Origin of the sequence: Kineosporia sp. NBRC 101731 (genome assembly GCF_030269305.1) — a bacterium.
Lineage (GTDB): Bacteria > Actinomycetota > Actinomycetes > Actinomycetales > Kineosporiaceae > Kineosporia.
In genome coordinates this window covers 84030-104539 of record NZ_BSTC01000010.1, presented here as the reverse complement: position 1 = coordinate 104539, position 20510 = coordinate 84030, and the positions used below count along the sequence as shown (strand labels likewise).

20 protein-coding genes are annotated in these 20510 nt (G+C 70.1%); 10 read left to right on the top strand and 10 right to left on the bottom strand.

Features of this window, described 5'->3' with window-relative positions:
* Window positions 1-42 precede the first annotated feature (42 nt).
* On the top strand, window positions 43-1659 hold the full coding sequence (locus QSK05_RS24880) for a DHA2 family efflux MFS transporter permease subunit (RefSeq protein ID WP_285599733.1): 1617 nt from the start codon (window positions 43-45) through the stop codon (window positions 1657-1659).
* A gap of 75 nt (window positions 1660-1734) precedes the next feature.
* Window positions 1735-2442, top strand: coding sequence for a TetR/AcrR family transcriptional regulator (locus QSK05_RS24875; protein WP_285599732.1), 708 nt, complete (start codon window positions 1735-1737; stop codon window positions 2440-2442).
* A 69-nt stretch (window positions 2443-2511) separates the two neighbouring features.
* Here QSK05_RS24875 and QSK05_RS24870 read toward each other — a convergent pair whose 3' ends face one another.
* From QSK05_RS24870 to rpsD, 4 genes are all read right to left on the bottom strand, one after another.
* Window positions 2512-4083 (bottom strand): methyl-accepting chemotaxis protein, encoded by a 1572-nt coding sequence (locus tag QSK05_RS24870; RefSeq protein ID WP_285599731.1) that lies wholly within the window; start codon window positions 4081-4083, stop codon window positions 2512-2514.
* 94 nt (window positions 4084-4177) lie between these two features.
* Entirely contained in the window at window positions 4178-5011 is an 834-nt protein-coding gene (locus QSK05_RS24865; RefSeq protein WP_285599730.1) for an SGNH/GDSL hydrolase family protein, read from the bottom strand.
* Window positions 5012-5127: 116 nt separating this feature from the next.
* Complete coding sequence (locus tag QSK05_RS24860; protein WP_285599729.1) at window positions 5128-5814, bottom strand: (2Fe-2S)-binding protein; 687 nt, start codon at window positions 5812-5814, stop codon at window positions 5128-5130.
* Between the two features lie 180 nt (window positions 5815-5994).
* Window positions 5995-6603 (bottom strand): 30S ribosomal protein S4, encoded by a 609-nt coding sequence (rpsD, locus tag QSK05_RS24855; protein WP_285599728.1) that lies wholly within the window; start codon window positions 6601-6603, stop codon window positions 5995-5997.
* 361 nt (window positions 6604-6964) lie between these two features.
* On the opposite strand from rpsD, the gene QSK05_RS24850 reads away from it, so the two are divergent.
* The 5 genes from QSK05_RS24850 to QSK05_RS24830 all read left to right on the top strand — a co-directional run bounded on the left by QSK05_RS24850 (window position 6965) and on the right by QSK05_RS24830 (window position 10879).
* Window positions 6965-7408 carry a DUF2470 domain-containing protein gene (locus QSK05_RS24850; protein ID WP_285599727.1) on the top strand — a complete coding sequence of 148 codons (444 nt, stop codon included), beginning with the start codon at window positions 6965-6967 and terminating at the stop codon, window positions 7406-7408.
* A gap of 54 nt (window positions 7409-7462) precedes the next feature.
* Window positions 7463-7999 carry a ferritin gene (locus tag QSK05_RS24845; RefSeq protein WP_285599726.1) on the top strand — a complete coding sequence of 179 codons (537 nt, stop codon included), beginning with the start codon at window positions 7463-7465 and terminating at the stop codon, window positions 7997-7999.
* Between the two features lie 133 nt (window positions 8000-8132).
* Window positions 8133-8537, top strand: a complete 405-nt coding sequence (locus QSK05_RS24840; RefSeq protein ID WP_285599725.1) for a RidA family protein — start codon at window positions 8133-8135, stop codon at window positions 8535-8537.
* Between the two features lie 18 nt (window positions 8538-8555).
* Entirely contained in the window at window positions 8556-9929 is a 1374-nt protein-coding gene (locus QSK05_RS24835) for an acyl-CoA synthetase (protein WP_285599724.1), read from the top strand.
* A gap of 11 nt (window positions 9930-9940) precedes the next feature.
* Window positions 9941-10879 (top strand): ribose-phosphate diphosphokinase, encoded by a 939-nt coding sequence (locus QSK05_RS24830; protein ID WP_285599723.1) that lies wholly within the window; start codon window positions 9941-9943, stop codon window positions 10877-10879.
* Window positions 10880-11003: 124 nt separating this feature from the next.
* On the opposite strand, the gene QSK05_RS24825 is transcribed toward QSK05_RS24830, so the two are convergent.
* Entirely contained in the window at window positions 11004-12476 is a 1473-nt protein-coding gene (locus tag QSK05_RS24825) for a DUF6924 domain-containing protein (protein ID WP_285599722.1), read from the bottom strand.
* Between the two features lie 102 nt (window positions 12477-12578).
* Here QSK05_RS24825 and QSK05_RS24820 point away from each other — a divergent pair, with 102 nt between their 5' ends.
* Window positions 12579-13121 carry a MarR family winged helix-turn-helix transcriptional regulator gene (locus QSK05_RS24820; protein WP_285599721.1) on the top strand — a complete coding sequence of 181 codons (543 nt, stop codon included), beginning with the start codon at window positions 12579-12581 and terminating at the stop codon, window positions 13119-13121.
* A gap of 202 nt (window positions 13122-13323) precedes the next feature.
* Window positions 13324-14304 carry an EAL domain-containing protein gene (locus QSK05_RS24815; RefSeq protein WP_285599720.1) on the top strand — a complete coding sequence of 327 codons (981 nt, stop codon included), beginning with the start codon at window positions 13324-13326 and terminating at the stop codon, window positions 14302-14304.
* A 93-nt stretch (window positions 14305-14397) separates the two neighbouring features.
* On the opposite strand, the gene QSK05_RS24810 is transcribed toward QSK05_RS24815, so the two are convergent.
* Both QSK05_RS24810 and QSK05_RS24805 read right to left on the bottom strand, forming a co-directional pair.
* On the bottom strand, window positions 14398-15207 hold the full coding sequence (locus QSK05_RS24810) for a TrmH family RNA methyltransferase (RefSeq protein WP_285599719.1): 810 nt from the start codon (window positions 15205-15207) through the stop codon (window positions 14398-14400).
* A 13-nt stretch (window positions 15208-15220) separates the two neighbouring features.
* Complete coding sequence (locus QSK05_RS24805; RefSeq protein WP_285599718.1) at window positions 15221-16714, bottom strand: cryptochrome/photolyase family protein; 1494 nt, start codon at window positions 16712-16714, stop codon at window positions 15221-15223.
* Between the two features lie 165 nt (window positions 16715-16879).
* Between QSK05_RS24805 and QSK05_RS24800 the strand changes: the two genes are divergently transcribed.
* Window positions 16880-17983, top strand: coding sequence for a lytic transglycosylase domain-containing protein (locus QSK05_RS24800; protein WP_285599717.1), 1104 nt, complete (start codon window positions 16880-16882; stop codon window positions 17981-17983).
* Between the two features lie 15 nt (window positions 17984-17998).
* Here QSK05_RS24800 and QSK05_RS24795 read toward each other — a convergent pair whose 3' ends face one another.
* Genes QSK05_RS24795 through QSK05_RS24785 form a run of 3 tightly spaced genes read right to left on the bottom strand, consistent with a single transcriptional unit; the run spans window position 17999 to window position 20429 of the window.
* On the bottom strand, window positions 17999-19126 hold the full coding sequence (locus QSK05_RS24795; RefSeq protein ID WP_285599716.1) for an SPFH domain-containing protein: 1128 nt from the start codon (window positions 19124-19126) through the stop codon (window positions 17999-18001).
* Window positions 19127-19128: 2 nt separating this feature from the next.
* Window positions 19129-19596 carry an NfeD family protein gene (locus QSK05_RS24790; RefSeq protein ID WP_285599715.1) on the bottom strand — a complete coding sequence of 156 codons (468 nt, stop codon included), beginning with the start codon at window positions 19594-19596 and terminating at the stop codon, window positions 19129-19131.
* A gap of 44 nt (window positions 19597-19640) precedes the next feature.
* Complete coding sequence (locus tag QSK05_RS24785) at window positions 19641-20429, bottom strand: ABC transporter ATP-binding protein (protein WP_285599714.1); 789 nt, start codon at window positions 20427-20429, stop codon at window positions 19641-19643.
* Window positions 20430-20510 lie beyond the last annotated feature (81 nt).

Sequence of the window (20510 nt, the reverse complement as noted above, 5' to 3'; positions counted from 1 at the left end):
GTTCCGGAAACTTCTCTCCACTTCTTTCTCCCGGGGATCTCCATGTCAACCACAGAACCTGGCCAGGCCGCCGAGCCCGGCGCGCCGGCACCGGCACCGGCACCGGCACCGGCACCGACAACGCCGAGCGCACCGGCGCCGCAGGGCCTCGACCGCGGGCTGCTGCTCGTGGCGGCCTGTGTCGTTCTCGGCGCCATCATGTCCATCCTCGATGTCACCGTCGTCAACGTGGCACTGCCGTCGCTGGTGGACGACTTCAACACGAATCTCGCCACGATCCAGTGGGTGGCCACCGGCTACACCCTGGCGCTGGCCACGGTCATCCCACTGACCGGCTGGGGCGCTGAGCGTTTCGGCACCAAGCGGCTCTACATGACCTCGATCTTCCTGTTCGTGATCGGCTCGGTGCTGTCCGGCATCGCCTGGAACGACACGTCTCTCATCGCCTTCCGGGTGCTGCAGGGTCTGGGTGGCGGCATGGTGATGCCGGCCGGTATGACGATCCTGACCCGCGCCGCCGGCCCGCAGCGTCTCGGCCGGGTGATGGCCGTGATGGGTGTGCCGATGCTGCTCGGCCCGATCCTCGGCCCGATCCTCGGTGGCTGGCTGGTGGAAGACTTCAGCTGGCGCTGGATCTTCATCATCAACGCCCCGATCGGCGCCCTGGCCCTGTTCATGTCCTTCCGCATCCTGCCGAAAGACGTTCCCACGCCCGGCCACAAGCTGGACTGGACCGGCCTGGCCCTGCTCTCCCCCGGCCTCGCCCTGCTGATCTTCGGCCTGGCCCAGTCGTCCGAGAAGAGCGGCTTCGGGCACGCCATCGTGATCGGCCCGATGGTCGCCGGCGCCGTGCTGCTGACCGTCTTCGTCTGGCACGCCCTGCGCAAGGGTGACGACGCGCTGATCGACCTGCGCCTGTTCACCAACAAGGTCTTCGCGGCCTCCTCGGTCACCATGGGCCTGATGATCATCTCGGTGTTCGGCGGCATGCTGCTGCTGCCGCTGTACCTCCAGCAGGTGCGCGGCGAGGGCGCTTTCGACACCGGTCTGCTGCTGGCCCCGCAGGGTCTGGGCGCGATGATCGCCATGCCGATCGCCGGCATCCTGGTGGACCGCACCGGCGTCGGCCGGGTCGCCCCGTTCGGTCTGCTGGCCGTGGCCCTGTCGTTCATCGGCCTGACCCAGATCGCCGCCGACACGTCCTACTGGGAGCTGTCGGCCTACCTGTTCCTCCAGGGCGTCGGCATGGGCTTCTCGATGATGCCGCTGATGACCGGCGCCATGCAGACGCTGCGCCACGCCGCGGTGGCCAAGGCCAGCACCACGCTGAACATCATTCAGCAGGCCGGCTCCTCCATCGGTACCGCGGTGATGGTCGTGATCCTCACGGCTGCCATCAAGGACAAGGTGCCCGCCGAGGCGCTCGCCGCCCAGGGAGCGGTCGCGGCCGACCCGTCCAAGGCCCAGGACCCGACCGTTCTGGCCGGTCTCCAGGAGGCCCTGGCGCGGACGGCCGAGGCGTTCGGCCACACCTTCTGGTGGGCCACGGCCATGGTCGCCGTCGCGTTCGTGGTGGCCGCCGTGCTGCTGCCGAAGCGCAAGCCGCAGATCAGCGACGAAGAGGCCGCGCAGATGCAGGCCCACATGATGATGGGCTGACCGTCCGGCGAAACCCGGCGGGAAGTGCGGCATCATGGTCGAGACACACTGGTTTTCCCTCTGGGAGGTCCGGCAATGACGCTGGAACAGACAGTAGGGCGCGAAGAACGAGAAGGACGGCGGCCGCTGCGGGCCGACGCCGAGCGCAACCGGCGCCGGATTCTCGCGGCGGCGGCCGAGGTGTTCGCCGAACGGGGCCTCGACGCCGGTCTGGACGAGATAGCTCGTCATGCCGGCGTCGGCACCGGCACCGTCTACCGCCGGTTCCCGGACAAGTCCTCGCTCATCGAGGCCCTGTTCGTGAGCCGGGTGGAGGCCCTGGTGGAGCTGACCGAACAGGCTCAGGACGCACCGGACGCGTGGACCGGGCTGGTCACGCTGATCACCCGGTCGGTCGAGATGCAGATCGCCGACCGGGGGCTGAAAGAGCTTCTCTTCGGCGATGTCTCGGTGGCGGCGTCGATGCAGGCGCAAGTGGTGGAGAAGGTGGCCCGGATTCAGCCGACCGTCGCCGCGATCCTGGCCCAGGCCAAGGCCGAAGGTGCTGTGCGCCAAGACGTCTCGGTCACCGATCTGGCTGTCACGCAGTTCATGCTGCACGGGGTGGGCAAGTTCTCCACCCCCGACGCCTGGCGACGGCAGCTGGCGCTCGTGCTGGCCGGGCTGAGGCCGCACGGCGCGCTCCCGTTGCCGGGGGTGCCGCTGACCGACCAGGAGCTGCTCGAGATCTGTGCCCCGGACTGCGTGGGGCCACCAGGGCACCTCTCGGTGGTCCCGGACTGATCGTCGAGCAACCGTCCCCGGGCCGATGTCGGCCCGGGGACGGTTGTTTTCAGATGCTTGCAGATGTTGTCAGGCAGGCAGACGGAAACTCGAGATCAGGGTGTTCAGCTGTTGCCGCAGCGAGGCGATCTGCTGGGCGTTGTCGGTGCCCTGCTGCATCGACGCCGCATTGGTCGCGGCGTCCTGGGCGGCCGAGGCGATCGAGCCGGCGATCTGGGTGGAACCGTTCGCCGCCTCGTTCACCCCCGAGTTGATGGCCTGTGTCGTGGCGCTCTGTTCCTCCACCGCCGAGGCGATCGTGGCCTGATACTCGTTGATCCGGTTGATGACGGCGGCGACCCCCTGGATCGCCTCACCGGCCTGGACCGCATCGGCCTGGATGGTCTCGACCCGGCTGGAGATGTCCTCGGTGGCCCGGGCGGTCTCCTGCGCCAGCTGCTTGACCTCGTCCGCGACCACCGCGAAGCCCTTACCCGCATCACCGGCCCGCGCCGCCTCGATCGTCGCGTTCAGCGCGAGCAGGTTGGTCTGCTCCGCGATCGAGGTGATCAGCTTGATCACGTCGCCGATCTCCCGCGAGCTGTCACCGAGCTTGTTCATCGTTCCGGTGGTCGACTCCACGGCGTTCACCGCGGCGGTCGCCTCCCGGGCGGCATCACCGGCGCTGCGGGCAATCTCACCGATCGAGGCGCCCATCTCCTCGGAACCGGCCGCGACCGCCTGGATGTTGGCCGACACCTCGTTGGCCGTGGCCGAGACCGTGCCCATCTGCGTGGAGGTGCGCTCGGACGAGGCTCCCACCTCGGAGAAAATGCCGCTCAGGCTGACCGCCGAGTCGCCCAGCCGGTTGCTGGAATCGGTCAGCTGCCGGAACATCTGCACCAGCTTGAGGCGCATGGTCTCCAGGGAACCGGCCATCAGGGCCAGCTCGTCCCGGCCGTGCACCGGGACGGAGTGAGTCAGGTCGCCGTTGGACACCTGGTCCACCGCCATCCGCAGCTCGTCCACACTGGTGCTGATCCGCCGGCCGTAGGCCAGCAGCGAACCACCGATCAGCAGGGCGGTGAAGGCGCACAGGGCCAGGGTGACGATGTTCGTGTTCTTGCCGACACTGTGGATCTCGGCGTTCAGCTCCACGATCCGGGCGTACGCCGTGTCCTGCGCGGCCTTGAGCGCGGCACTGGTCGCCGCCGTCAGGGTGCCGAAGTCTTTGGTCTGCTGGGCCTGTTCGGCCGGGTCGGTGGGCGCTCCGGCCGTGGACAGGAAGTCACCGAGCGCGGCGTAGGCCGTCCCGATCGCGGTGATCTCTTCCTTGAGCTTGTCCGGGACATCGAGCGCCGTGTTCGTCTCGACCAGGTTCTGCATGGCCGCCAGGTCCGTCGTCAGGTTCTTCTTGTACGCCTCGGCGGCCGAGGGCACGTAGTTCACTACGGTGTTGTCGAGAATGATGCTGGTGCCGGTGTTCTGCATGTCCTTGGTGCCGATGTAGGCCCGGACGAGCTGGTCGTAGTCCGCCCGTTTGGACGTCTGACTGCTGTAGGAGAAGCTCACCACGATCGCGATCGCCACCAGGGTGATCACCGTGAGGGCCACCAGCACGTTGAACACCCTGCGGATCGGCCAGGCCGAGAGACGAGACATGTACCAGCTACCCCCAACAGCGATCCGAGTGGTCGGGGTGGATATCGGGACTGCCGGTGTCTTACTGAAGGCCCGCTGACGGCCCGGCACCCGTTCAGGGGGTCGCGACGATCTCGATCATCTCGGCCCTCTTCGGCAGCAGCGCGTCCCCGCTGGAGACCCCTCGCAGACGCCGCCCGATCCACGGCATCAGGAAGGTCCGGGCCCAGCGCAGGTCGGAGGCGATGTCCGCGACCCGGCCGGTGACGACCTTCTCCGGCAGCGACGCCCGCCACCAGCCCGTCTCCCCCGCGAGCAGCGCCGGATCACCCAGGCCGAGCGATTCCATCGCCGCCGCGGCCACCCGTGCGTGCCCCTCCGGGGCCAGGTGCAGCCGGTCCTCGTGCCAGAAGCGGCGGTCGAGCAGGGCGGGGGCGGCACCGATGTCGGCCAGGGCGCACTCGTAGCGGTCGGCCACGCGGCGCACGCACGTGTTGAACGCGGTGAACTTGCTGATCAGGCCGGACGTGCCGCGGGCCACCCGGTCGCCCGGGGCCCGGGGCGGGCCGAGCGAGGTGAACAGCAGCACCTGCGATCCGTTCTCCCGCAGCCGGGCCACGTTCTCCTCGAACGTCGCGAACACCCGGCCCAGATCGGCCCGCGGGCGCAGCGCGTCATTGCCCCCGGCGTTGAACGCGACCAGCGCCGGCTTCAGCGCCAGGGCCACCGGAACCTGCTCGGCCACCACCTGGTCGAGCAGGCGTCCGCGGATGGCGAGGTTGGCGTACCGCACCCGGCCGTTGGCCGTGGCCAGTCCGTCGGCGACCCGGTCGGCCCAGCCCCGGTGCCGCCCGTCCGGCCCGATCTCGTCGTGCAGCCCTTCGGTGAACGAGTCACCGAGCGCGACGAAGCTGTCGAGGGACGCGGGGTCGATGGTGCGCAGGGCCATGGGTACCTTCCTTGGGCCAGGAGTCGGTGAGGGTGGTGCCCACACCTTTTGTTCGTGATCAGGCCAAGTGTCCCCGGGGGGCCGGGGTCACTTGGCCTGATCACGGAAGAGGTTTTTCAGGAGCCCGGCGCCCGGGCGGCCGCGTGGGTCTCCAGCCGCTGCCGGCGCTCGGCCGGGGGCCGGCGCGGGCAGCTGAGGCACAGGCTCATCGGCACGCGGTAGATCTGACAGCACGAGACGCGGTGCACATAGGTGCTCGGTGCAGCGCCGGGGCGACCTTGGACCTGGACGAAGCGGGGCGTGGGGCTCAGCCGCTCGCTGGCGCCGGCGATGTCCGCGGCCCAGCCCGCCGGATCGGGGGCCCGGGAGGTGAGCAGCCGGGTGGCCAGGGAGTCGGCGGCGACCGCCCACAGCGACTGGGGCGTGACCTGACCGACGTCACCGAGCGCCCGGATCACCGGGGCGAGAGCTGCGTCGAGATGCCGGCCGAAGGCGGCGGGACCGGGGTCGAGGGGCCTGCCGGGCACGACCCGCTCCAGGCCGGACGGCCGCGCGGTCATCCGCAGCGCCGCCGGGTCGAGCGAGAGACCGGCCCCGAGCAGGACGAGTTCGTGGATCGCCGGCCCGAACAGGACCGCGCTCGCTGAGTACCACCAGAGAGTGGTACTCACGCGGGGTTCCCGGCAGCCGTAGAAGGCGCCGGTGTCACGCACCTGACCGGACAGCCAGTCGCGATCCAGGAGCAGGCTGCCGGGCAGGAAACCGATGGGTTCGGGCAGACCGCCGGTGATGCCGACGGTCATGCCCGACTCCCTCATCGAGAAGAACTGCACACCAGGGTGACGAAGGTCACGGCCTTGGGGCAACGACCGTAGCGGTGCAGGAACCCAAAATTCCGGGCCCTGCACCGCGTACGTCACCCGTGGAGGTGAACAGCCAGAGTGGTGCGAGGTGTTGCTGGGTGGTGCCGAGCCAGGAGCGGGTCAGCGCGAGTAGTACTCGACGACGAGCTGCTCGTTGCAGGTCACCGGAACCTCTTCGCGAACCGGCAGGCGAACCAGCCGGGCGTGGAGCTGCGGGAGCAGCACCTCGAGGTAGGGCGGGGTGGTGGCCAGCTGGTGAGCACCGGCGGCGGCAACCTGGAACGGGGTCTTGTTCCGGCTGCGCGGCGCGACCGCGATCACGTCTTCCGGCTTGACCTGGTACGACGGCTTGTCGACGAGGATGCCGTTGACGGTGATGTGGCGGTGGACCACGTTCTGGCGGGCCTGGTAGATCGTGCGGGCGAAGCCGCTGCGCAGCACCAGGGCGTCGAGACGGGTCTCGAGCGAGACGACCAGCGCCTCGCCGGTCTTCGTCGCGCCACGGTGAGCCTTCTCGAAGGCCCGGGCCATCTGCGTCTCGCTGATGTTGTACTGGAAGCGCAGACGCTGCTTCTCGAGCAGACGCACCTTGTAGTCCGAGGTGGACTTGCGCGCACGACCGTGGTCGCCCGGCGGGTAGGGACGCTGCTCGAAGTACTTCACGCACTTCGGGGTGAGCGGGATGCCGAGGGCGCGAGACAACTTCGCCTTGGGACGGGGGTTATTCACTGACTGATCTCCACGGTAGTTTAGGTAAGGCTTACCTATGTTGCTGGAGGCGCAAGTGGACACTCGCACGCACACCCCCACCCGCCCGTCACAGGCGGAAAGAGCTCGAACTGTTCTGGCCGCGGCCGCCTCGGTGTCGGTCCGGTGGGACGGCGGTCGCGTTGACCTTCTCGGATGTCATCACGACGACCCGATGGGCGACGTGATCCTAACGCTAGAGACAAGCAGCACGTTAGCTCGGGCTGCTCAGGCAGCCCGAGGAACTTCCGAAGAAGATATTCCAGTCACCGTAGAGCTTACCGAACTCTGCGCGGTCAGTGTGCGCGACCGGGTCCGGTCACGCGTCTGCCTGGGTGGCTGGATGTCGCTCGCCCACCCCGCCCGGCAGCCGGACGTCGGCCGGGCCGCCTCGGCCGGGTCCGTCAGCCTGCGGATCGACGTGGCCGAGGTCATGCTCGAGGAAGCCGGCCGCCACGACTGGGTCACCGTGGAGGACTACCGGCGCAGCGAGCCGGACCCCCTCCACCTCGGGGCCGCCGATCAGCTCCAGCACCTCGTGGCCCACCATCCGGACGCGGTCGTCACGCTGTCCCGGCTCTGCGAGCCCGAGGCGATGCTCGGGGTGATGAGGGTGATGCCGATCGCCCTCGACCGCTACGGCATCGTGCTGCGGATCGAGAAGCTCCGCGACCACACGGACGTCCGCCTGGCGTTCCGCCGCCGGGTCGACTCCGGCACGGAAGCGGCCGCCGAGCTGCGACATCTCCTGGCCGAGGGGAGTCGCCGGCGCCCTTGCGCCCGATGACCGGTCTAGGGTGAAAAACTTCCCGCTCACCTACGGACCGAAGGCGGAAGAGCCATGTCGGACAAGGAATCACCGTTCGTCACCCTGCTCCAGGAGCAGATCAACCACGAGTTCACCGCCCAGCAGCAGTACGTCGCCCTGGCGGTGTGGTTCGACGCACGCGATCTTCCGCAGCTGGCCGGGTTCTACTACCGGCAGGCCGTCGAGGAGCGCAACCACGCGATGATGATGGTCAAGTACCTCCTGGACCGGGACATCCCGCCGCGCATCCCCGGCTTCGGCGACATCCGCAACGACTTCGGCGAGCCGACGGAACTGGTGGCCCTGGCCCTGGCCCAGGAAGAAACCGTCACCCGCCAGATCGAGGCGCTGTTCAAGGCAGCCCGGGACGGCGGCGACTTCCTGGGTGAGCAGTTCATGCTCTGGTTCCTCAAGGAGCAGGTCGAGGAGGTGGCCTCGATGCAGACCCTGCTGGCCATCTGCGAGCGGGCGGGCACCGACTACTTCAAGATCGAGGACTTCGTGGCCCGGGAGACCGGAGCCGAGCCGGCCGACCCGTCCGCCCCGGCCGTGGCCGGGGGCGCTCTGTAACCGCAAGTGCACCAGGCAATCCCGAAATATTACAGGTAGGCTGTAGACGAACGGAGCGGGGCGCCTGTCATGCTGGCGCCCCGCTCCTCGCGTTCACACCCCTCGCCAACTGCCGTCGAAGGATTCCCCCCAGATGACCCAACGCTCCGCCCTGACCCCGCCGGACGCCCCGGCCCCCGGCCTGCCCTTCTCCGCCGGCGTGCGGGCGGGTAACACCGTGCAGGTCTCGGGTCAGGGCCCGACCGACCCCGTGACCGGTGAGTTCGTGCACCAGGGCGACGTGAAGGCCCAGACCCTGCGGGTGCTGGAGAACGTCGAGGCCGTGCTCAGCGCCGGTGGAGCCACGTTCGACGACGTGATCATGCTGCGTGTCTACCTCACCACCCGCGACCACTTCGGCGCGATGAACGAGGCCTACGCCGAATACCTCACCGCCCGCTGCGAGAGCGGTGTGCTGCCCTCACGCACCACCGTGATGGTCGGCCTCCCCCACCCCGACATGCTGGTGGAGATCGACGCCCTGGCCGTCGTCGCCTGAAGCTGATGAACTGACCGGATGCCGCTGCTCACCTCGCTGACCGAGCCTCACCCCGACCAGGGCGACGCCGTCCGCGTCGGCGAGGTGGGCCTGGGCCGTGAGCAACTGCTGGCGGCCGCCACCGCGGTCGCCGACCGGGTGGCGGGGGCGAAGGCCGTGGCGATCGAGGCCACCGCAGACGCCCGCACGGTCACCGGCATCGTCGGCTGCCTGCTGGCGGGCGTGCCGGTGGTGCCCGTGCCCCCGGACAGCGGCGACACCGAGCGCGCACACATCCTGCGCGACTGCGGCGCCGACCTCGTCCTCGATCCGCAGACGATCGATCCGGGGGCGAGGGGCACCGGCAGTCACCCCGACCCCACGCCGGACAGCACCGCGCTGATTCTTTACACGAGTGGCACCACCGGAGCCCCCAAGGGCGTACCGGTGACCCACGCCGCGATCGCCGCCTGCCTGGACTCCCTGGCCCGGGCCTGGGACTGGACGCCGGACGACACCCTCGTCCACGGCCTGCCGATCTTTCATGTCCACGGCCTGGTCCTCGGTGTCCTGGGCCCTCTGCGTCACGGGTCACGACTGGTGCACACGGTGCGGCCGAAACCCGCCGAGTACGCCCGGGCTGCCCGGGAGCAGCGGGGTTCGCTGTTCTTCGGCGTGCCCACGGTGTGGTCGCGGGTCGCCGCCGACGCGCCGTCGGCCGCCGCCCTGCGCCGGGCCCGGCTCCTGGTCTCGGGCAGCGCTCCCCTGCCGGCCCCGGTGTTCGGCCGCGTCGAGGAGCTCACCGGGCACCGTCCGGTGGAGCGTTACGGCATGACCGAGACGCTGATCACGGTGAGCAGCCGGGCCGACGGCGAGCGCCGGCCGGGTCTGGTCGGCGTCCCGCTGTCGGGCGTGGGCACGCGTCTGGTGGACGACGACGGCATCCGGCTGCCCCACGACGGCGAGGCCGTCGGTGAGCTCCAGGTCCACGGGCCCACCGTGTTCGGCGGTTATCTGGGCCGCCCGGACGCGAACGCGTCCGCCTTCACGCCCGACGGCTGGTTCCGCACGGGTGACGTCGCCACCATCCACCCCGACGGCTGGCACCGCATCGTCGGTCGGGCGTCCACCGATCTGATCAAGAGTGGCGGTTACCGCATCGGTGCCGGCGAGATCGAGGACGTCCTGCTCGCCCTGGCGGGCGTGCGCGAGGTCGCGGTGGTGGGCATCCCGGACGACGACCTGGGCGAGCGGGTGCGGGCCTTCGTGGTCGGTGAGGGGATCGACGAGCAGCAGGTGATCGATCACGTCGCGACCCGGCTGTCGGTGCACAAGCGGCCGCGGGAGGTGGTGTTCCTGCCCGAACTGCCGCGCAATGCCATGGGGAAAGTGGTGAAGCAGCTGCTCGGTTAGGATCACTGCATGTGAGAGACATCGCCATCTTCTCCGGCAGCGCCCACGTCGAGCTGGCGGAGGAAATCTGCCAGTACCTCTCCGTGCCGCTCCTTCCCTCGCGCACCTCACGCTTCGCGAACGACTGCCTCGAGGTCCAGTTGCAGGCCAACTGCCGCGAGCGTGACGTGTACCTGATCCAGCCGCTGGTTCCGCCGGTGCAGGACAATCTGGTCGAGCTGCTCCTGCTGCTCGACGCCGCCCGGGGGGCCTCAGCCGCGCGCACCACCGTGGTGATGCCGCATTACGCGTACGCGCGCTCGGACAAGAAGGACGCCCCGCGTATCTCGATCGGTGGCCGGCTGGTCGCCGATCTGCTCAGCACCGCGGGGGCGGGCCGGGTCCTGACGATGACGCTGCACTCGCCCCAGGTGCACGGTTTCTTCAGCGTGCCGGTCGACCACCTGCACGCCCTGCGGGAGCTCGCGGCGCACTTCCAGCCGAACGATCTGTCCAACACCGTCGTCGTGTCCCCCGACCTCGGTAACGCCAAGGCGGCCACGGCCTTCGCGCGGATCCTGGGGGTGCCGGTCGCGGCGGGCGCCAAGCAGCGATTCTCCGACGACAAGGTCGTCATCACCGACATCATCGGCGATGTCCGGGGCCGTGACGTGATCGTCCTGGATGACGAGATCGCCAAGGGCAGCACCATTCTCGAGTTGCTCGACCGTCTGCGCGAGCGTGATGTGGGCCAGATCCGGGTGGCCTGCACGCACGGCCTGTTCTCCTCCGGCGCGCTCGACAAACTCCAGGCCCAGGACGACGTGCTCGAGGTGGTCTGCACCAACACCGTGCCGATCGGCAAGGACAAGCAGGTGCCCAAGCTCACGGTGCTGTCGATCGCCCCCGCTCTCGCGGAGGCGATCCGTCGTATCCACAACGGCGAGTCGGTATCGTCGCTGTTCCACTGACTTTCATGCATTGAGGAGGCGGCTGGGCGCGGGTCGACGGGGTGGCCGGCCCGGGTCACGGCGGCGACGGCCACCTCGTCCTCCCCCGCTGGTGCTGGATCGTCGACTCCTGTCGGCGGCCTGTTCAGTACCCGCGGAACACCTGGTCGGCGGCGTCCGGATCGGGGAGGTAGTCCTCCCAGTCGGCGTTGGCGATGCTGAGGTTGGCGAAGATCGAGAAGAGCTCGTCGGCGGTCGCCCGCAGGGTGCGGCTGACCCCCTCGACCGGCTCGTAGTTCTCGCTCGCCTCCGGCAGATCGGGGTTCACCACGAGCACCGGGTAGTCCTCGCCGGTCAGGGCCTCGTGGTCGACGATGAAGACGGTCGCGATCTCGTCCCGGTTCGGCACGGCGGCCAGCACCTCGTCCGGCGTGGCGCCGTCCCAGCCCGGGTCGTCCACGGGCTCCATCTCGCCGTCCCCGAACAGGTCGCCCCGGCGCGCCGCGTCGAGCAGGGCGGCCCAGGCCCCGTCGTCGGAGTAGTCGGTGCGGACCAGCACGAACTCCTGAGCGGGGATCGCCGGGCGCCCCGGCGGTGCGACGACGGCCTCCGGCTCGGGCGGTTCCGCCAGGGAGACAGGCACCAGACCGCCGAGCACCGGGCCGTTCACGTCGTCGGCCGTGGGCATGACGCCGGCCACCAGGCAGACGAACTCCAGGCCGGCGCACGAGGCCAGCCAGTCGACATTGCCCAACAGGTGAGGCTCCACGTCAGCCCCGGCGGCGGCGCGCAGCAGCTCGGGCCGGGTCATCCCGATGCGGCGCTTGGGCTGTCCCTCGCGCAGGTGGCTCACGGTCGCGCCGTCGACGTGCATCGACCATTCCTCCGACCAGCCGCAGCCCGGCCGACGGGACTCCTGGACAGCGGTGGTCCCGGTGGAGAGCGGGTCACCCGGCAGCCAGGGCGCCCCGGCCATCAGCAGGGTGTGCGGGCCCAGGGCAACGGCCGCGACCGGGATCCGGTCGCCGCGCCGGGCCTGGAGTTCCTGCCAGGTGGTCGTGGCCCGTTCCTCCCCCACCAGACCCCAGCGACCCAGCGCCTGGTCCGGGCTCACATCCCGCACCACCGCGACGGTGTAGCCGTGCTCCGGGGCGAGGGAATCGAAAAGGGCCGCGAGCCTGTGCTGCCGATCGGGAGCCGGGCCCTCGTCATCGGCCTGTCGCCCGTCGGCCTCGTACGGCGGGAAGGGATCGAAGGACACCGCGGTGCCACTGCTCCAGACCGTGCCCCCACCGGCATCGAGCAGCACCACGTCCCCGGCGTCGGTCAACCGCAGCAGCACCGCGCCACGCCCGGCCGTCCCAGCACTCCAGCCTCGTTCGCGGTGGTGGTTCCACACCATCAGGTCGCCGTCCAGACCGAACACCAGGGTGCTCTGGCCGTAGACGTTGTCCCCCGGAACCGTCCACAGCGTCGTGCCGGTGGCCTCGTCGGTCAGCTCGGTAGCGCCGCCGTACCGGGCGTTGCGCAGCACGAACCGCCCGGCGGGCGAGGTCAGGGCGGACCGGTTCAGGAACTGCCCCGGCCGGAGCTCGGATCTACGGGTCATACCGGTCATAGCTGGTCCACGGCCGGTGGGCCGTGCCCGTTCAGGCCGCCCATTTGGGTGAGCGCTCAACCTTCCCGCGCGGAGCGGGACACCGAAAGGTACGATGCACGCATGACGGAACCCCGGTGGCTGGATCAGGACGAGCACCACACCTGGCGCTCGTACCTGGCTGCGACCAGGCTTCTCAGCGCCCAGCTCGATCGCGAGCTGCAGCGTGACAGCGGCATTCCCCAGTCGTACTACGAGATCCTGGTGCGACTGTCCGAGTCACCCGACCGACGGCTGCGCATGAGTGACCTGGCCGAGGTCAGCGACTCCTCCCGCAGCCGCCTCTCCCACGCGGTGGCGCGGCTCGTGGCCAATGGCTGGGTGGAGCGCGAGAGCTGCCCGACCGACCGCCGGGGCGCGTTCGCGGTGCTCACCGACGACGGCTTCGAGGCCCTCACCAACGCTGCACCCTCACACGTCAGCAGCGTGCGCAGCCACCTGTTCGACCGGCTCAGCCGCGAGCAGATGCTCCAGCTCGGCGAGATCACCGACGCGATCGTCGCCGGGCTGCGCGAGAGCTCCGCCGAGATCGAGCAGGAGTGCACCTCGCGTCAGCAGGAGGGGGCCGTCCGGCACGAAGACCGGCCCTCCTCGCGGGTGGCCTGAGCGCCCCGGGCGCGTCATCGTCCGTCGTTCGACCGTTTTGGATGCCGCCGCGCTGGCTGGTACCGATCTGTGCGGACTGGACCCGATCGTCCACCCGCTCAGAACCGGCGAGGGGGACAGATCCCGGCGTATTGACAGAGCGTTATCGAACATAGACACGCAGTGATGGACTGTGGTGCGCCCTGGTCCTAGCGTGTCGGACGTGACGACTGTCGTTCCGGGGCGCCCCCACGAGGAACCGCCCATCCGCCTGGGATCGTCGGACCTTGCCGTCATCGCGCCGCGCGAGCCCGAGATCGCCGAACCGATAGCGCAGACGCTGGCGCGCCCGGCCACGATCCGCAGCATCCACCGGCCGGTCGTGGCGCTGGCCGACGGCACCTGCCTGGGATATCAGGCCACCGTGCGGGTCGGCGACTGGGCCGCCCGCTCGGCCGCACCGTACTTCGAGGCCGCCGCGCAGGCCGGTCTCTCCGGCCAGCTCGGGGCCCTCGCCCTGCAGGCCGCCGTGCGCGAACGCACGGCTCTGCCCGCGGAGAAGTTCCTCGCCGTGGAGATGGACGCCGACGCCCTGACCCACCGCGACGTGCTCGACGTGCTCGACCTCGCGGGCCAGATCAGCGACCTGGTGCTGAGTCTCATCACGCCGCACATCACCCCCGGGCATCCCGCGATCGACGTACTCTCCGGCCTGCGCGCCCGGGGGCTGCTCCTGGCGGCCGGCGTCGGGGCGGCCGGGCTGGGTGATCTGCTGGCGCTGGAGCACCTGGTGCCCGACCTGATCCAGATCCCCGCCGAGCTGGTGCGTGACGTACACGAGCACGCGGTGCGCCGTCGCCTGGTGGAGAACGTGGTCGACCTGGCCGAGGACCTCGGTGCGGCCGTGCTGGCCGAGGACGTCGAGAGCCTCGACGAGGCCAGCGTGCTGCGCGGCAGTGGCGTGCGCCTGGCCTCGGGCTGGCTGTTCGGTCGCGCCCGGCCGGGCTTCACCCCGCCGTCTCCGGAGGTCTGCGAGTGGCTGCGGGTCTGGAACACCCAGCCCGGGCTGATCCCCCGGCAGGGCGCGACGCACGAGGACTGGGACGAGACCCAGCCCCTGGTGGGTAAACCGGTGGGTGGCCGCTACATCGACCTGGACAGCTACCGCAAGAACGACGACACGCAGTGGCCCCGGCTGCTCTGAACCGGTCACCACCGCCCAGAGCCGGGTCGTGCATGGTCGCGGGCAGCCCCCTCCCTGCCGTGACCATGCACGCCCCTGTCCCCCGGGTGTGCCCTAGACCCGCAGCGACCACATCGCGACGGCCGCCGCGGCCGCGACGTTCAGGGAGTCCACTCCCCCGGCCATCGGGATGGTGACGGTGCGGTCGGCGTGCTCGATCGTGACCGGGCTCAGCCCGTCCCCCTCGGCGCCCAGCACCAGCGCCGCCTTCGGCGGGGCGCTCGCGACGAAGTCGTCCAGACTCACCGCGTCCGGGCGCAGAGCCAGGGCGGCCACCGTGAACCCAGCCATCTGCAGCAGGTCGATCCCCTCGGGCCAGGGGTCGATCCGGGTCCACGGCACCTGGAACACCGTGCCCATCGAGACCCGCACCGAACGGCGGTAGAACGGGTCGGCGCAGCGCGGGGTGACGAGCACCGCGTCGGCACCCAGCCCGGCCACCGACCGGAAGATCGCGCCCACGTTGGTGTGGTCGGTGATGTTCTCCAGAACGACGATGCGGCGAGCGTTCTCGATGACCTGCGCGACGGGCGGCAGTGCCGGCCGGTGCATCGCGGCGATCGCACCCCGGTGCACGTGGAATCCGGTGATCTTCTCGATCAGGTCGATCGGGCCGGTGAACACCGGCACGTCGGCCGCCAGCATGTCCGCGACCAGGTCGTCGAGCGAGGAACGCCAGTTCTCGGCCAGCACCATCGAGCGCGGCCGGTGGCCGGCCCGCAGGGCCCTGCGGATCACCTTCTCGCTCTCGGCCATGTACAGGCCACCGGCCGGTTCGAGGCGGGTGCGCAGGACGACGTCGGTCAGGCTCACGTAGTCGGCGAGGCGTTCGTCGTTCGGATCGTCGAGGTGGATCAGTGTCACGGTGCGCAGCTTATTAGGGCGCCTGAGTCCCCCGGTGCCGCTCCTGCTCCAGCAGCGCCTCGAGGTCTTTCAGCCGGCCCATGCCGGCGTACGAACGGCTCATCCGGTGGTTGCCCGCGAACTCGTCGCGGTTGCGGTCCAGGAAGGCCCAGTACCCGGCGGTGAACGGGCACGCGTCGTCGCCCACCCGCTTCTTCGGGTCGTACCGGCACCCGCCGCAGTGGTTGCTCATCCGGTGGATGTAGGCGCCACCGGCCGCATAGGGCTTGGTCATCATGGCGCCGCCGTCGGCGTGCAGGGCCATCCCGACCACGTTCGGCACCATCACCCAGTCGTAGCCGTCGACGAAGTTCCGGTGGAACCAGTCGGTCACCTCGACCGGGTCGTAACCCCGCTGCAGCGCCCAGTTCCCGAGCACCATCAACCGCGGGATGTGGTGCGCCCAGCCGTCTTGGCGCACCGACGCCAGCGCGCTGGACAGGCACTTGGCCTGCACCTCGCCGTCGGGGTCGAGCTCGGCGAACCACCGGGGCAGCTCCTGCCGGGCCCCGAGCTGGTTGCGCCGCCGGTAGTCGTCGCCGAAATGCCAGTAGACGTGCCAGACGTAGTCCCGCCAGCCCACCACCTGCCGCACGAAACCCTCGGTACTGGCGAGCCCCGCGTCCCCGTCCTTCCAGGCTTGTTCCGCCCTTCTGGCCACTTCGACCGGATGCAGCAGGCCGAGATTCAGGGGCACGGAGAGCAGGGAGTGCGCCATCCAGCGGTCGTCCTCCAGGATGGCGTCCTCGTACGGGCCGAAGTCCTCCAGCCGCGTGGTCACGAACGACTCCAGCGCCTGCAGCGCCTCGTCCCGGGTGACGGCGAACCGGCGCGGCCCGTCGTCGCCGATGAACTCCACCCCGTCGGCGGCCCAGCGGTCGAGGTCGGCCCGGACCTCCTCGTCGATCTCGTCCTCCTGCGGCCACCAAGGCTTTTGGACGCCGGTGGCCTCCCCGAGCGTCGCGGTCCGGGGAGGGGGTTCGCGGTTGTCCTGGTCGTAGTTCCACCGGCCGCCGACCGGTTCCCCGTCGCCCTCCAGGAGCAGGCGGTGGTACGTGCGGACATCCCGGTAGAAGTCTTCCATCACCAGCTTGCGCCCCTGCCGGCGCTGCGCCCACTTCCCGAACGCCTCCTCGTCGATCGCGTAGCCGCGCGAGGGCAGCACCTCGACGCCCTTCAGGCTCTGCACCAGCCGACGGGCGGCGTAGGTGGTGGGCGCGCAGACGCTGAGACCCTTCAGCGACCTCGGCAGGCCTTCCCGGTAGGTATCGACCCGCCGCACCTGGGCCCGTTCCCCCAGCTCGGCCGCCCGGTGCCGCAGGGCCGACAGCACCAGATGAGCTTTTCGCCGATGGAACCGCCGACGCTCGAACACCCTCCGCGACTCGATCAGCAGCACCGGCTGCTCGTCGTCGTCCAGGAAATGCGGCCCCAGCTGATCCGCGAACAACCAGCGCCATCCCGTCATGGCCACCACCCTAGCCACCCCTCCGCTACACAGAGCAACCAGCAGCCCAAGGCCCGGGAGAAGAACACCCGCCCCAAACCTTCCGTCCCCGGCCCCACCCCGATGTCGTCAAGGCCGGCCCGGTCCGCGCCGATCCCTGGAGGTGTGCCTCGAGCCTCGCTGCCTGTGACCAGCCGTTGGCTGCTGGCCTTCGTGATCGCCGCCGGGGTGCTCGTACCGGCCGCCGGCACGGCCCAGGCCTCCTCCGTGACACAGGCGCAGCGGCGGGCGGCGCGGGCCCAGGGCCGGGTGGATCGGCTGGTGGATCAGTACGAGGACGCCGAGATGGCGATGGCGCGACAGCTTTCGCGGGTGTCACGGGCGTTCTCGGTGGCGGATGCGGCGAGTGCCGACGCCGAGCGGCTGAAGCGGCTGGAGCACCGGGCCGCGGCGCGGCGGGCTCGGGACGTGCGGGCCGTGTACGCCGCCGGCGGCACGGTGGGGCTGATGGCAACGCTGTTGCTGGCGGACTCCCCCAGCGACGCGCTCTGGCGGTACGGCACCAACGACCGGCTGCTGAAGAGCGTGCTCGACTCCGACCAGCAGATCCTGCGGGACACCCAGGCGGTGGCACGGCGGGCCGGGCAGAAGGTGGCGCAGGCCGATGCGGCGGCGGTCGAGCAGTCGGCGGCGATGGGCGAACTACGGCAGGACGCCGACCGGGCCCGGATCGCGCTGGCGAAGGCGCGCACGACGCTGGCGCGCCTGGACCGCAGGGCCCAGCAGGCCCGCGCGGTGCAGGCGGCCCGCGAGCGCATCGCGCAGGCACAGCGCCAGGCCCGGGAACAGCGGCGCCGGGCCACGGGTGTCGTCACCGCGCTGGGTATCCCGGCTGAGTACCAGATCGCGTACCAGGATGCGGCGGGTACCTGTGCCAGCCTGCGGTGGACGCTGCTGGCGGCGGTGGGTCAGGTGGAGAGTGGGCACGGGCGCAACGTGGGGCCCTCGTCGGCGGGGGCACAGGGGCCCATGCAGTTCATGCCGGCGACGTTCGCGGCCTACGGCGTGGACGGTGACCTGAACGGGGTGACGGACATCCAGGACCCGCAGGACGCGATCTTCTCGGCGGCGAACTACCTGTGTGCCAGTGGGATCGGGCGGGGAACGGGAGACAGCGCGGCCCGGGACCGGACCGCGCTGTTCGCGTACAACCGGGCCGACTGGTACGTCGACCTGGTGCTCTCGGCCGAGCAGGCAATCATCGCCCGCGCGGCCGAGGTGGGTCAGTAGGTGAGCCAGTGACGCCTACTGCACCGGCGGGGTGCCGTAGTCGTCGTTCTTCGGGATGGGCTGCGTGTACCCGGCAGGGCTGGTGCTGCCCGACGCCCTGCGGGAGTCGGCGTCGGCCTCGGCGGACGCGGAGGCGGCCTCCTGCCGGGCCCGCTCCAGGGCCTCGTTCGGGTCTTCCAGCGTGGTGTCGCTGAACGGGTTCGTGCCCACTTCGTTGTCCGGCGAGGAGTACCGGGCGGCCGAGGGGGCCGAGATCGTCGCGTCGTTGCCGCCGAGGGCGCCGCTGATGCTGCTGAGCGCCTGGGTGAGCTCGGTCGGCACGATCCACATCTTGCTGGCGGTGCCGTTCGCGATCTGCGGCAGCATCTGCAGGTACTGGTAGGCCAGCAGCTTCGGGTCGGCGTCACCGCGGTGGATGGCGTCGAACACCTGGAGGATGGCCCGCGACTCACCCTGGGCCTTGAGCACCGCGGCCTGAGCCTGACCCTCGGCCCGCAGGATGGACGACTGCTTGTCACCCTCGGCCGTGAGGATCTGCGACTGCTTGACGCCCTCGGCGTTCAGGATCGCCGCGCGCCGGTCGCGCTCGGCCCGCATCTGCTTCTCCATCGAGTCCTGCACCGAGGCCGGCGGGTCGATGGCCTTGAGCTCGACCCGGTTGACCCGGATGCCCCAGCGGCCCGTGGCGTCGTCGAGCACCCCACGCAGCTGACCGTTGATCTGGTCGCGGCTGGTCAGGGTCTGCTCCAGGTCGAGCGAACCGATCACGTTCCGCAGCGTGGTGACGGTGAGCTGCTCGATGCCCTGGATGTAGTTGTAGATCTCGTAGACGGCAGCCTTGGGGTCGGTCGGCTGGAAGTAGATCACCGTGTCGATGTTGACCACCAGGTTGTCCGAGGTGATCACCGGCTGCGGCGGGAACGAGACGACCTGCTCACGCATGTCGACCACGGCCCGCGGCCGGTCGACGAACGGGACCAGGAAGTGCAGACCCGGTTCCAGGGTGCGCGAGTAGCGGCCCAGCCGTTCGACGAGCACGGAGGTGGCCTGCGGGACGATCCGGACCGCTTTCGCGATGGTCGTCAGCACCATCAGCACCACCAGTGCGAGGACGACGAGGAGCACGACATCACCTGGTTCCATGACTACAGCCTTCCTTCGGGGAGTTCGTGCAAGGGCGCCACCACGGCGGCGGCACCGTCGATCCTGACCACGTACACGGGACTGTCGATCTCCAGCGACGGCCGGCCCGGGTCGACCCGGGCAGTCCAGGTCTCACCGGACAGCTTCACCAGACCGCTGGTCTCCGTCACCGGCTCGAGAACCCGCGCCTCGTGCCCCACCAGGGCGGCCGTGCCGGTGATCACGCTTTCGCCACGCGCGGCCCAGGCCTTGAGCGGTGGACGCACGGCGAACAGCAACGCACCCGAGGCGATCGCGAAGACGATCACCTGGAGGGGGACCCCGGCACCCAGGGCGTCGGACAGTGAGGCGGCGAGCGCACCACCGGCCAGCATGAGGAAGAAGAAGTCGAGTGACGTGATCTCGATCAGGCCGAACACCACGGCCACACCGATCCAGATCAGCCAGGCGTGGTCTCCCCAATTGTCCACTGTGCGTCCTCCCGTCTCACGGAGGGCGCATCAGCGCCCCTCCACTACTCCTGACGCAGCACTGCCGACCAGCGTTGCGCGTTACGCCTGACATTCAGAGGAACGTCGAAGGTGGTGCTCAGGTTCTCGTCGGTGAGGGTCTCGTCGATCGGCCCGGCGACGACGGTCTTCCCGGCCTGCAGCATGAGGACGTGGGTGAACCCCGGCGGGATCTCCTCCACGTGGTGCGTGACCAGCACCAGCACCGGCGACTTCTTGTCCCCGGCCAGCTCGGCCAGGTCACGCACGAGGGTCTCGCGGCTGCCCAGGTCCAGGCCCGCGGCCGGCTCGTCGAGCAGCACCAGTTCCGGGTCGGTCATCAGGGAGCGGGCCAGCTGGACCCGCTTGCGCTCGCCCTCGCTCAGGGTGCCGAAGGTGCGGTCGGCCAGGTGCCCCACGCCGAAGGCCGCGAGCAGGTCTTTCGCGCGGCCGTGGTCGAGGGTGTCGTACTGCTCGCGCCAGCGGCCGGAGATCGCGTAGGCGGCGGTCAGCACCACGTCACGCACCAGCTCTTCGGCCGGAATACGCTCCGCCAGAGCCGCACTCGCCAGGCCGATGCGGGGGCGCAGCTCGAACACGTCGGTGCCGCCGAGCGTCTCACCGAGGATCGTCGCGCTGCCCTTGGTGGGATGCATGCGCGCCGCGGCGACCTGGAGGAGGGTGGTCTTACCGGCGCCGTTCGGGCCCAGGACCACCCACCGCTCGCCTTCGCTGACCTCCCAGCTCACGTCGTCCAGGAGAGCGTTGCCGCCACGCATGATCGTGACGCCGTCCAGGTCCAGCACGTCGGCCATGAGCACGACCCTATGGCACTCGCGACCCGGTGCGCCGCCGGGTCCGGCCATCAGGACGATGATCACCTTTCCGTCCCCCCT